Origin of the sequence: Flavobacterium sp. LM4 (genome assembly GCF_002017935.1) — a bacterium.
Classification (GTDB): domain Bacteria; phylum Bacteroidota; class Bacteroidia; order Flavobacteriales; family Flavobacteriaceae; genus Flavobacterium; species Flavobacterium chungangense.
The window spans coordinates 2,687,225-2,699,398 of record NZ_MUFW01000001.1; the positions used below are offsets into that span (position 1 = coordinate 2,687,225).

15 protein-coding genes and 4 tRNA genes are annotated in these 12,174 nt (G+C 33.6%); 18 read left to right on the forward strand and 1 reads right to left on the reverse strand.

Features of this window, described 5'->3' with window-relative positions; translation table 11 throughout:
* The first annotated feature begins 116 nt into the window (after window positions 1-116).
* The 3 genes from BXU10_RS11965 to BXU10_RS11975 all read left to right on the forward strand — a co-directional run bounded on the left by BXU10_RS11965 (window position 117) and on the right by BXU10_RS11975 (window position 2,258).
* Window positions 117-599 carry a 3'-5' exonuclease gene (locus tag BXU10_RS11965; RefSeq protein WP_078227514.1) on the forward strand — a complete coding sequence of 161 codons (483 nt, stop codon included), beginning with the start codon at window positions 117-119 and terminating at the stop codon, window positions 597-599.
* A gap of 99 nt (window positions 600-698) precedes the next feature.
* Entirely contained in the window at window positions 699-1,970 is a 1,272-nt protein-coding gene (locus BXU10_RS11970; protein WP_078227515.1) for a DUF2851 family protein, read from the forward strand.
* A gap of 60 nt (window positions 1,971-2,030) precedes the next feature.
* Entirely contained in the window at window positions 2,031-2,258 is a 228-nt protein-coding gene (locus BXU10_RS11975; protein WP_031456752.1) for a PspC family transcriptional regulator, read from the forward strand.
* A gap of 73 nt (window positions 2,259-2,331) precedes the next feature.
* Here the strand turns inward: BXU10_RS11975 and BXU10_RS11980 are convergent, their stop codons facing one another.
* Window positions 2,332-3,780, reverse strand: coding sequence for an amino acid permease (locus tag BXU10_RS11980; protein ID WP_078227516.1), 1,449 nt, complete (start codon window positions 3,778-3,780; stop codon window positions 2,332-2,334).
* Window positions 3,781-4,027: 247 nt separating this feature from the next.
* Between BXU10_RS11980 and BXU10_RS11985 the strand changes: the two genes are divergently transcribed.
* The 15 genes from BXU10_RS11985 (at window position 4,028) to rplJ (ending at window position 12,107) form a co-directional block, all read left to right on the forward strand.
* A complete protein-coding gene (locus BXU10_RS11985) occupies window positions 4,028-4,915 on the forward strand; it encodes a helix-hairpin-helix domain-containing protein (protein ID WP_078227517.1) in 888 nt (295 codons plus the stop codon).
* 11 nt (window positions 4,916-4,926) lie between these two features.
* Window positions 4,927-6,069 (forward strand): acyl-CoA dehydrogenase family protein, encoded by a 1,143-nt coding sequence (locus tag BXU10_RS11990; RefSeq protein ID WP_078227518.1) that lies wholly within the window; start codon window positions 4,927-4,929, stop codon window positions 6,067-6,069.
* Window positions 6,070-6,179: 110 nt separating this feature from the next.
* Complete coding sequence (rpsU, locus tag BXU10_RS11995; protein ID WP_007807454.1) at window positions 6,180-6,374, forward strand: 30S ribosomal protein S21; 195 nt, start codon at window positions 6,180-6,182, stop codon at window positions 6,372-6,374.
* A gap of 155 nt (window positions 6,375-6,529) precedes the next feature.
* The gene (locus BXU10_RS12000; RefSeq protein WP_078227519.1) at window positions 6,530-7,423 is read left to right on the forward strand and encodes a tyrosine-type recombinase/integrase; all 894 of its coding nucleotides are present in this window, start codon (window positions 6,530-6,532) and stop codon (window positions 7,421-7,423) included.
* A gap of 36 nt (window positions 7,424-7,459) precedes the next feature.
* A complete protein-coding gene (hpf, locus tag BXU10_RS12005; RefSeq protein WP_078227520.1) occupies window positions 7,460-7,762 on the forward strand; it encodes a ribosome hibernation-promoting factor, HPF/YfiA family in 303 nt (100 codons plus the stop codon).
* A gap of 91 nt (window positions 7,763-7,853) precedes the next feature.
* Window positions 7,854-7,927 (forward strand) — tRNA-Thr (locus tag BXU10_RS12010).
* Window positions 7,928-7,981: 54 nt separating this feature from the next.
* Window positions 7,982-8,062 (forward strand) — tRNA-Tyr (locus BXU10_RS12015).
* 91 nt (window positions 8,063-8,153) lie between these two features.
* Window positions 8,154-8,225: transfer RNA gene (locus tag BXU10_RS12020), tRNA-Thr, on the forward strand.
* Between the two features lie 53 nt (window positions 8,226-8,278).
* Window positions 8,279-9,466 carry an elongation factor Tu gene (gene tuf, locus BXU10_RS12025; RefSeq protein ID WP_078227521.1) on the forward strand — a complete coding sequence of 396 codons (1,188 nt, stop codon included), beginning with the start codon at window positions 8,279-8,281 and terminating at the stop codon, window positions 9,464-9,466.
* A gap of 60 nt (window positions 9,467-9,526) precedes the next feature.
* Window positions 9,527-9,597: transfer RNA gene (locus BXU10_RS12030), tRNA-Trp, on the forward strand.
* Window positions 9,598-9,615: 18 nt separating this feature from the next.
* Entirely contained in the window at window positions 9,616-9,813 is a 198-nt protein-coding gene (gene secE / locus BXU10_RS12035; protein ID WP_008466927.1) for a preprotein translocase subunit SecE, read from the forward strand.
* Between the two features lie 9 nt (window positions 9,814-9,822).
* A complete protein-coding gene (nusG, locus tag BXU10_RS12040) occupies window positions 9,823-10,374 on the forward strand; it encodes a transcription termination/antitermination protein NusG (protein WP_007807444.1) in 552 nt (183 codons plus the stop codon).
* 66 nt (window positions 10,375-10,440) lie between these two features.
* On the forward strand, window positions 10,441-10,878 hold the full coding sequence (gene rplK, locus BXU10_RS12045; RefSeq protein ID WP_007807442.1) for a 50S ribosomal protein L11: 438 nt from the start codon (window positions 10,441-10,443) through the stop codon (window positions 10,876-10,878).
* A gap of 13 nt (window positions 10,879-10,891) precedes the next feature.
* On the forward strand, window positions 10,892-11,581 hold the full coding sequence (rplA, locus tag BXU10_RS12050) for a 50S ribosomal protein L1 (RefSeq protein WP_031456760.1): 690 nt from the start codon (window positions 10,892-10,894) through the stop codon (window positions 11,579-11,581).
* 22 nt (window positions 11,582-11,603) lie between these two features.
* The gene (gene rplJ / locus BXU10_RS12055) at window positions 11,604-12,107 is read left to right on the forward strand and encodes a 50S ribosomal protein L10 (protein WP_078227522.1); all 504 of its coding nucleotides are present in this window, start codon (window positions 11,604-11,606) and stop codon (window positions 12,105-12,107) included.
* The last annotated feature ends 67 nt before the right edge of the window (window positions 12,108-12,174 follow it).

Consider the following 12,174-nt stretch of genomic DNA (forward strand, 5'->3'; position numbering starts at 1 on the left):
TAATTTACTTTTTAACGGACAATAGACTAAAAGAAAAGGTAAAGTCCTAAATTTGCATAATAGAATTGCTGCTGAAATCTGCAATTAAAAATGTAAATCATAAAACTTAAATCAAATTGACTTTTACTGCCATAGATTTTGAAACGGCCACAGCATATCATCCTTGTTCAGTTGGAATTGTTACTGTAGAAAACGGAATTATTGTAGATGAGTTTGTTACTTTAATCAAGCCGCCTAATAACGAATATAATCCTTTTACAATTCAGGTTCACGGAATATATCCTCGCGACACCATAAATGCAAAAACTTTTTTACAGGTATATCCTGAAATTGAAAAACGTTTGAAAAATAGAATAGTAGTTGCTCACAATGAAAGTTTCGATCGGAATGTTTTAATTAAATCCATGGCACTCTATGGTTTGCATTACGAAGATTTGAATGTTGCTAATAAATGGGAATGTACTGTGAAAATTTATAAAGCAAAAGGGGTAAAACCAACCAAATTGAGTGATTGCTGTCGGGAAATGAGAATTCAGCTTAATCATCATGAAGCATTATCTGATGCCAGGGCATGTGCAAAATTATATTTATTGAAATAATTTCGGATAATTTTTAAATCAATATCTCTTTAATTGTAATATTTATACTATTTTTTTTGTACTTTAGAATATTGTAAACCAATATAAAGTCTAAAAAAAATGAAAGAAGATTTTCTTCATTATCTCTGGAAGTTTAAAAAGTTTGATACTCTAAATTTAAGAACTATAAATCAGGAAGAAATTACGATTATAAACACGGGTAATTATCTGGAACTTGCCGGACCTGATTTTTTTAATGCCCAAATAAAAATAGGAGATCAAAAATGGGCAGGAAATGTTGAAATGCATTTAAAATCATCTGATTGGTATTTACATCTTCATGAAAAAGATCCGGCTTATGAAAATGTAATTTTGCATGTAGTTTGGGAACACGACGCTGATATTTACAGACAAAATAATGTAGAAATACCCGTTTTGGTTTTAAAGAAGTATGTGTCTTCTGAAACAATTTCAAATTATAATAATTTAAAATCCCCCAAATCGTGGATATATTGTGAAAAACAAATTTCAAAAATACAGAGTTTTGTTTTTAAAAATTGGCAGGAACGCTTATTCTTTGAGCGATTAGAAAGAAAATCACAATCTATTTATAATTTGCTAAAAGAAACAAATCAGGACTGGGAAGCTGTTTTATTTTGTTTGTTAGCTAAAAATTTTGGTTTAAATACCAATGGAAACGCATTTCTGCAATTTGCAAAAGCAATTCCGTTTTCAATTATTCGAAAAGAAAGCTTTGACCTGGAAAATCTGGAAGCTTTATTTTTTGGAAGTACAGGATTATTGGATTCTGATAAAGAAGATGTTTATTTTAAGGATTTAAAATTTAGGTATTTTTATCTTTTACATAAATACCAAATAGAAAAAGTGTATACAGAACCTGTTCAGTTTTTTAAGCATAGACCGGATAATTTTCCAACTATTCGCTTATCTCAATTAGCAGCTTTATATCACCGGCATCAAAACTTGTTTTCTAAAATAATTGAATTGAAATCTATCAATAGTATTTATAAAGTATTTGATGTTTCGACCAGTTTATATTGGCAAAATCATTACCAATTTGATAAAGAAAGCCCAAATAAAACAAAATCATTGTCTAATTCATTTATAGATTTATTGGTGATAAATACGATTGTTCCTTTACAATTTGCCTATGCTAAAACGGTAAATGAATCGATTGCAGAAGATTTAATTTCAATTTTGGACGGGATTTCTCCAGAGAAAAACTCAATTATTGATAAATTTAAATCTATTGGAGTTTCTTCAGAAAATGCTTTTGAAACACAATCTTTATTACAGCTTAAAAGTCAATATTGTGATGTAAATGGCTGTATGAAATGCGCTGTAGGAATGGAGTTACTTAAAAATAATTAGATAATTAAGAAAGTGAGTCAATAAGATAATTTTGTACTTTTGAAAAAAAACAAATATTCTATGTCTCTCGTTTTAAAACTTAAATTCTTTTTCGAAAAGTATGGTTTTCATGTATCTTCCAGATTGGCGGATAAGCTTGGAATGCGTGTGACAAATGTCCGGTTATTTTTTATCTATATTTCGTTTGTTACTGCTGGTTTGGGGTTTGGAGTCTATCTTACTCTTGCATTTTGGATTAAGCTAAAAGATTTAATTCGGGCGAAAAGAACATCAGTTTTTGATTTATAAGTTATTTCAAATAAAAAAGAGGATTATAAAGTTTTTTAAGCTTCATAATCCTCTTTTTTATTTAATAAAAATCTTATTTCGGGTTGTTCAATTTACTATTTTTCTTTCCGTAAATAAAGTATATTATAATACCTAATGCCATCCAGATTACAAGTCTTGCCCAGCTTTCGTTTGGAAGTGAATACATTAAAGCAAAACAGATAACAATACCGGCTACAGGAACGAAAGGAACCCATGGAGTTTTGAAAGCTCTTGGTGCATCAGGCATTTTCTTGCGCATAACCATAACACCTATACAAACCAAAACAAATGCTAATAAAGTTCCGATACTTACCATATGTCCTAAATCACTAACAGGAACAAGTCCGGCAAATATGCTTACAAATACTAAAAAGAAAATATTCGTTTTCCATGGAGTACGGAATTTTGCATGGATTTCACTAAAAAAAGGAGGAAGTAAACCATCCTTACTCATTGTATAAAATACACGGCTTTGTCCCATTAACATTACCAGCATTACGGAAGTATATCCTGCTAAAATGGCTACAATTAAACCGGTCTGTAAAAAGTCATATCCGGTTACAGCAAAAGCAGTAGCAGCAGGTTTGGCATCTCCTGCAAATTTATAATAAGGTACAAGTCCTGTCATGACATGAGAGAACAGCACATATAATAAAGTACAAATTATCAAAGAACCTAAAATACCAATTGGCATTCCTTTTTGGGGATTTTTAGCTTCCTGTGCCGCAGTTGAAACAGCATCAAAGCCAATGAATGCAAAAAAAACAGTACCAGCTCCGGCAGCAATTCCTGACCATCCAAATTTCCCAAAGACCCCTGTGTTTTCAGGAATATAAGGAGTGTAATTGGTTGTGTCGATAAATTTCCATCCTAGAACTATAAAGATAATAACCACAGCAACTTTTACCACAACTAATATATTGTTTATAGTTGCTGATTCTTTTGTTCCCTTAATTAATAATAAAGAAAGTAATGAAACAATAAAAATTGCAGGCAAATTAACAATTCCTCCCTCTATGACTGTGCCATTGCTTAAAGTAAGTGTTTCCCATGGAGAACAAATTAAGTCAGGAGGAAGATGGATATTGAATTTGGCAAGAAGCTCAAGAAGATATCGGGACCAGCTTACACCAACGGTTGCAGCTCCTAATGCATATTCTAAAACTAAATCCCAGCCGATTATCCAGGCCATGAATTCTCCCATTGTAGCATAAGAATAAGTATATGCGCTACCAGCAACAGGAATCATTGAAGCAAATTCAGCATAACAGAGTCCTGCAAAAGCACACCCTACAGCAGCTAAAATAAATGATAGTGTTACTGCTGGACCTGCATGATCCGCAGCTGCAATTCCTGTTAGAGAAAATAGCCCTGCTCCAATAATTGCTCCAACACCAAGTGCAACAAGCGAACGTGAAGATAAGGTTCTTTTTAATCCTTTTTCAGATTCGGATGCTTCACCAAGCAATACCGAAAGAGGTTTAGTTTTCCAAATTGACATATTATAATATTGGTTTATTGTTATTAAGTTCCAAATGTATTGTTTTTTATAAAAAATAAAAACAATTATGAAGTTTTAAGTTATAAAATATTTAATTTTTAGTTAGAAATGGTAAAAGAAGTTCTGTAATATCTCAAATGCGTTACGTTATTAGCAAACTACTTCAAAGTATTTTTTTTGAGGAGTGTAAAAAAATCGTATTTTTCTTATAAATTTATGCTTTTTTAATTTTATATAATATTTTAAAATGAATTTTAAAGATATAATGGCTCATATGAAGTTTACCAGTCAGGAACGTAAAGGAATTTTTTTTCTGCTTATATTGATTATAGCTCTCCAGCTATTTTATTTTTTCTCAGATTTTAGTCAGACTGAAAAAAACTCTCCTGAAAAAGAACAGTGGCTGGCTTTGCAATCTGAAGTAGACTCATTAAAAACAATTCAAAAGGATAACAAGCCTAAAGTATATTCATTTAATCCAAATTTTATTTCTGATTATAAAGGCTATAAATTAGGAATGTCAATACAGGAAATTGACAGACTTTTTGCATTCAGAAAAGAAAATAAATATGTGAATTCGGCAAAAGAATTCCAAGAGGTAACTAAGATTTCAGATTCTTTATTAAATGCAATTTCACCTTATTTCAAATTTCCAAATTGGTTTCAGAATAAAAAAACTACTAAAACGTACGATAATGAATATGTCCATAAATCCTTTTCTAAAAAGGAAAAATTTACAATCTTAGATATTAATCAGGCGACTCAGGATGATTTCATGAAGATTAATGGAATTGGAGAGGCATTGTCATCGCGGATTTTAAAACAAAAAGAAAGTTTAGAGGCTTTTGTTTCAATGGAACAAATTAATGATGTTTGGGGGCTTTCTCCAGAAATTGTACGTGAATTGAAAAAACATTTTAGAGTTTCTTCCTTTCCAAAAATTAAAAAAATCCCTGTAAATGATGCGTCTTTAAAGGAATTATCTCAATTTCCGTATTTTAGATATACGTTGGCAAAACAAATTGTAACTTACAGGAGCATGAACGGAAATATTAAAAATATTGAGGATTTGATAAATATTAAAGGCTTTCCTGTTGAAAAAGCAAATATAATTGGTTTATATTTGGAGTTCTAAAACAGATTACAATGAATTTTGATTACAATGAAACGCAGTCTATGATTGCGCAATCCATAAAAGATTTTGCTGAAAAAAATATAAGACCTTATATAATGGAATGGGATGAAGCACAAATATTTCCAATTCCGCTTTTCAAAAAATTAGGAGAAATGGGTTTTATGGGGGTTTTGGTTTCTGAAGAATACGGAGGATCTGGTTTGGGATATCACGAATATATCACTGTAGTAGAGGAAATTTCAAAAGTTGATCCATCCATAGGATTGTCAGTTGCGGCGCATAATTCATTATGCACAAACCATATTTTAACTTTTGGCAATGAAGAACAAAAAAGAAAATGGTTGCCTAAATTAGCAACCGCTGAACATATAGGAGCTTGGGGCTTAACAGAACATAATACAGGTTCTGATGCAGGCGGAATGAATACAACTGCAGTCAAAGATGGGGATTTTTGGGTTATAAACGGGGCTAAAAACTTTATCACACATGCAATTTCAGGAGATATTGCTGTTGTAGTTGTGCGTACTGGAGAAAAAGGAGATTCGAAAGGAATGACCGCTTTTGTATTTGAAAAAGGAATGCCTGGATTCACATCAGGGAAAAAAGAAAATAAATTAGGTATGCGAGCAAGTGAAACTGCTGAATTGGTTTTTGATAATTGTCGTGTACCGGATTCAAACAGATTAGGAGAAATAGGCCAGGGGTTTATTCAGGCTATGAAAATATTAGATGGTGGAAGAATTTCAATTGGAGCCTTATCACTCGGAATTGCAAAAGGAGCATATGAAGCGGCACTTAAATATTCGAAAGAAAGACATCAGTTTGGGCAGCCAATCAGTAATTTTCAGGGAATTTCATTTAAATTGGCAGATATGGCTACCGAAATTGAAGCCTCGGAGCTGTTGTTACATAAGGCCGCTTTTTTGAAACAGCAGCATAAGCCCGTTACAACATCAGGAGCTATGGCAAAAATGTATGCTTCAGAAGTGTGTGTAAAAGTAGCTAACGAAGCTGTGCAGATTCACGGGGGTTATGGTTATACTAAAGATTTCCCAGTCGAAAAATTTTACCGAGATTCAAAATTATGTACTATAGGTGAAGGAACTACTGAGATTCAGAAACTGGTAATTTCGAGAAATTTGTTGAAAGAATAAAGGAGTATTAATGATCGATTTTGTCTTCTCGAAAAAAAATATTAATTATGACTCGTAATTCATAATTAATATTTACTTTTGCAGTCTTAACGAGAGGAGGTGTCAATATTATGTTAATTATACCAATTAAAGACGGAGAAAATATCGATAGAGCATTAAAGCGCTATAAAAGAAAATTTGATAAAACAGGAACTGTTCGTCAATTAAGAGCACGTACTGCTTTTATTAAGCCTTCTGTTATCAAAAGAGCTCAAATTCAAAAAGCGGCTTACATTCAAAACATGAAAGATGGTTTAGAAAGTTAGTATTGGCTTTTCAAAAATAATTACCGTTAGTCGTCAAAAAGTTATAACTTTGATGCTAACGGTTTTTTTGTGTCTTATGTTTTAAATATCACTCTGTTTAATTTGTGTCTTATATAGATGATTGCCGTGTGATTTAAAATAAAACTCTTTCTTTTATGAAAACCAATAAAGAAGCTTTTCGGGATTACCTTCAGCTGGAAAAAAAATATTCCCCTCATACGGTTAATGCTTATTTAAATGATATTGTGTTTTTTGAGGTGTTTAATAAATCTCATTTTGAACAGGATGATATTGATAAGGTGAGTTATAGTCAAGTTAGGAGTTGGATAGTGTCGCTTGTGGATGATGGTGTTTCAAATGTTTCTGTAAATAGAAAAATGGCTTCTTTGAAAGCATTTTATAGATTTCTTTTGAAAACCAAACAAATTGATGTGAGTCCTATGTTGAAACATAAAGCATTGAAAACGCCTAAAATAATCCAAATTCCATTTTCTGAAAAAGAACTGACAGATTTAATGAAGTCAGTTGAATATCCTGTTGGTTTTGAAGATGTTAGAGATAAGCTTATTGTAGATTTGTTTTATACAACAGGGATGCGGAGGGCTGAACTGATAGGTTTGATGGTTAAGAATGTTGATTTATCTTCTGGTGTAATTAAGGTTTTAGGGAAACGAAATAAAGAACGTATAATTCCTGTATTGCCGGTAATTGTAGAGCAAATTGGGGTGTATTTACGAGAGAGAGCGGGTATTGAAGAGTTGGTGGATGTGGATTGTTTTTTTATTTCAAAAAAAGGGTTAAAATTGAGTGAATCTTTTGTGTATCGTTTAATAAATTCATACTTTAGTAAAGTCTCCGAAAAGGTAAAAAAGAGTCCGCATGTACTTAGACATACATTTGCAACTCATTTATTAAATAATGGAGCAGATTTAAATTCAGTTAAGGAGTTATTAGGGCATTCGAGTTTGGCATCCACTCAGGTTTATACTCATAATAGTTTAGCAGAGCTTAAAAAGGTATATATAAATGCACATCCGCGAAACAAATAGTAATTCCGAAATGTTTAACCCCTTAAAATTTGTATTATGAAGGTAGATGTTCATGCAGTTAACTTTACTGTTGACAGAAAATTGGTAGATTTTATTCAGGAAAGAATGGATAAATTGGAAAAATACTATGACAAAGTAGTTTCTTCGGATGTTTTTTTAAAAGTAGAAAGAACAAGTGATAAGGAGAATAAATTTGTAGAGATTAAAATTAATGTTCCTGGAGATGATTTTTTGGTAAAAAAACAGTGTAAGACTTTTGAGGAAGCAGTTGAGCTTTCGGCAGAATCACTTGAGCGTTTATTGGTAAAAAGGAAAGAAAAAATAAGAGCATACATATAATTGAAAATTTTTTTCGAAAAATGTTTTGATACAAAGATAAAATAGCTACATTTGCAGTCCGTTAGAAATAGCGGACTTTTTTATTGATATTGCCAGCGTAGCTCAGTTGGCTAGAGCAGCTGATTTGTAATCAGCAGGTCGTGGGTTCGAGTCCCTCCGCCGGCTCTAAATAGTTCAAATGTGATTTGAAATTGTTCATGCAATTATTGATAAAAAACTGGGGAGATACTCAAGCGGCCAACGAGGGCAGACTGTAAATCTGCTGTGTGAACTTCGCAGGTTCGAATCCTGCTCTCCCCACAACAAAAAGAAGTTAAGATTTTGGATTGTAGGTTTTGGATTTTTTTAGAATCTGAGGACTAAATTCAAACATCTAAAATCAGAACTCTCTGCCGACTTAGCTCAGGGGTAGAGTGCTTCCTTGGTAAGGAAGAGGTCACGGGTTCAATTCCCGTAGTTGGCTCAAGTAAGTAGGAAATTGAATTAATATATAACTAAGATTAAAAATTAAGTAAAATGGCAAAGGAGAATTTTAATCGTTCCAAACCGCACTTAAACATAGGTACAATTGGACACGTGGATCACGGAAAAACTACATTAACTGCAGCAATTACAAAAGTATTGTCTGATGCTGGTTACTGTCAAGCAAAATCGTTTGATCAAATCGATAACGCTCCAGAGGAGAAAGAAAGAGGTATTACTATTAATACATCACACGTAGAGTATGAAACAGCTAACCGTCACTACGCTCACGTTGACTGTCCAGGTCACGCGGATTATGTAAAGAACATGGTTACTGGTGCTGCTCAAATGGACGGAGCTATCTTAGTAGTTGCTGCTACAGATGGTCCAATGCCACAAACTCGTGAGCACATCCTTTTAGGTCGTCAGGTAGGTATTCCAAGAATCGTTGTTTTCATGAACAAAGTGGATATGGTTGATGATGCTGAATTGTTAGAGCTTGTTGAAATGGAAATTAGAGATTTATTATCTTTCTACGAATATGATGGAGATAATGGTCCTGTAGTTCAAGGTTCTGCTTTAGGAGGATTGAATAATGATCCTGCTTGGGTACCAAAAATCATTGAATTAATGGAAGCGGTTGATGCTTGGATCGAAGAGCCGGTGCGTGACGTTGCTAAGCCATTCTTGATGCCGGTTGAAGATGTATTTACAATTACTGGTCGTGGAACTGTTGCTACAGGTCGTATCGAAACAGGTATTGCTAATACAGGAGATCCAGTTGAAATCATTGGTATGGGAGCTGATAAATTAACTTCTACTATTACAGGAGTTGAGATGTTCCGTAAAATCCTTGACAGAGGTGAAGCTGGAGATAACGTAGGTTTATTGTTAAGAGGTATTGATAAAGAATCTATCAAAAGAGGAATGGTTATCATTAAGCCAGGATCAGTAAAACCACACGCTACTTTCAAAGCTGAGGTTTATATCTTGAAAAAAGAAGAAGGAGGACGTCATACTCCATTCCATAATAACTACCGTCCACAGTTCTACGTACGTACAACTGACGTAACAGGAGTTATTACTTTACCAGAAGGAGTAGAGATGGTAATGCCAGGAGATAACTTGACTATCAATGTTGCTTTGTTAAGTCCAATCGCAATGAGCGTAGGTTTGCGTTTTGCTATTCGTGAAGGTGGTAGAACTGTGGGTGCAGGTCAGGTGACTGAAATCATAGGATAATCATATAACAAATTATAAAAAGCCAGTTGATTTTTTTAACGAAATCACTGGCTTTTAATTACGGGCGTAGTTCAAGGGTAGAATAGCGGTCTCCAAAACCGTTGATGGGGGTTCGAATCCCTCCGCCCGTGCAATAAAAAATATATCAAATGACAAAAGTTACTAATTATTTATCAGAGGCTTTCGAAGAGTTAAAGTCAAATGTTACTTGGCCTGCTTGGGCTGAGGTTCAAAAATTGACAATTGTTGTAGCTGTATTTTCGATTCTGTTCGCTTTGGCAACATGGGGGGTGGACGAATTTTTTGCAAAAGCTTTGGCTGGATTTTTTAACTGGTTAAAAGGATAATTTTTTGTGATGGCAGATAATAATGTGAAAAAATGGTACGTAGTTAGAGCTGTAAGCGGACAGGAGAATAAAGTCAAAGCTTACATTGAAACTGAGATTGCCAGATTAGGTATGGGTGATTATGTTTCCCAAGTTTTAGTGCCTACAGAAAAAGTAGTTACTGTAAAAGAAGGAAAGAAAATGTCTAAGGATAAAGTTTATTTTCCTGGATATGTTATGATTGAAGCCAATTTAGTTGGTGAGATACCTCATATTATTAAGTCTATTACTAGCGTAATTGGATTTTTAGGTGAGATCAAAGGCGGGGAGCCTGTTCCTTTGAGGCTTTCTGAAGTAAATAGAATGTTGGGTAAAGTAGACGAGCTGGCTGTAAATACAGATACTCGCGCTATTCCTTTCAGCTTAGGTGAAACTGTTAAAGTGATCGATGGACCTTTTAATGGATTTAATGGTACAGTTGAAAAAATCAATGAAGAAAAGCGTAAACTTGAAGTAATGGTTAAGATTTTCGGAAGAAAGACTCCATTGGAATTGAGTTTTATGCAAGTTGAAAAAGTATAATTTTTGTTACATCTATAATAACCACTGCAATTGCTTCCAATAATTGTGGTGTTAAATTTTTTAAAAATGGCTAAAGAAATTAGTAAGGTAGTTAAACTACAAGTTAAGGGAGGTGCTGCGAATCCGTCGCCACCGGTTGGACCTGCTTTAGGAGCTGCTGGGGTTAATATCATGGAGTTCTGTAAGCAGTTCAATGCTAGAACACAAGATAAACCTGGCAAAATATGCCCAGTACAAATTACTGTGTATAAAGACAAATCATTTGATTTTGTTGTTAAGACTCCTCCAGCTGCTGTCCAATTATTGGAAGCTGCAAAGCTAAAGTCTGGATCAGGTGAACCAAATCGTAAAAAAGTAGCTAGTGTTACTTGGGATGTTATCAAAGCAATTGCTGAAGATAAAATGGTAGATCTAAATGCATTCACAATTGAATCTGCAATGAGCATGATCGCTGGAACTGCAAGATCTATGGGTATAACTGTATCAGGAGATGCTCCTTTTTAATTAAGAGAAAGAAATGGCAAAATTGACAAAAAAGCAAAAAGAGGCTGCTTCAAAAATTGAAAAGAACAAACTATATACTTTGAAAGATGCAGCTGCATTAATTAAAGTTATAGCTTCTGCAAAATTTGACGAGTCTGTTGATATCGCAGTTCGTTTGGGTGTAGATCCAAGAAAAGCGAATCAAATGGTTAGAGGTGTAGTTACATTACCTCACGGAACAGGTAAAGATGTTAAAGTATTAGCATTAGTTACTCCGGATAAAGAAGCTGAAGCTAAAGAAGCTGGAGCTGATTATGTAGGTCTTGATGATTACCTTCAAAAAATTAAAGACGGTTGGACAGATGTTGATGTTATTATCACGATGCCTGCTGTTATGGGTAAATTAGGTCCATTAGGTCGTATTTTAGGACCTAGAGGTTTAATGCCAAACCCTAAGACAGGTACAGTAACTATGGATGTTGCTAAAGCTGTTGCAGAGGTTAAAGCTGGTAAAATTGACTTTAAAGTTGATAAAACTGGTATAGTACATGCAGGAATAGGTAAAGTTTCTTTTGGAGCTGAGCAAATTTATGACAATGCACACGAAATTATTCAAACATTAATCAAACTTAAACCAACTGCTGCTAAAGGTACCTATATTAAAGGTATTCACCTTACAAGCACTATGAGTCCTGCTATTGCATTGGATCCAAAAGCAGTATAATTGGTAGTTAATAATTTTTAGTATGACTAGAGAAGAAAAATCAATCGCGATTGAAAATTTAACTGCGCAGTTAGCTGGTACAAATATCATTTATGTATCTGATATTTCTGGATTAAACGCAGAGACAACTTCAAGCTTGAGAAGAGCTTGCTATAAAGCAGGTATAAAATTAGAGGTTGTAAAAAACACTTTGCTTGCAAAAGCAATGGAAGCTTCTTCTAATGACTATGGTGATTTACCTTCAGTTTTGAGTGGTAACAGTGCTATATTCATTTCAGATGTTGCGAATGCACCTGGAAAAATAATTAAAGATTTTAGAAAAAAATCAGCTAAACCTGTATTAAAAGGAGCTTATATCAATTCTGAAATTTACATTGGAGATGATCAATTAGATGCATTAGCAACTATTAAATCTAAAGAAGAACTTCTTGGAGAACTTATTGGATTATTGCAATCACCAGCACAAAGAATTATTTCTGCTTTACAAAACAAATTCGCAGGTAGCGAAGAGGAAACTGAAGCATAATAATTCGAAGCAAGGATTTTCCTTGTTGCTTAATTAGCGCACAATAAACAAAATATAATTTTACAAA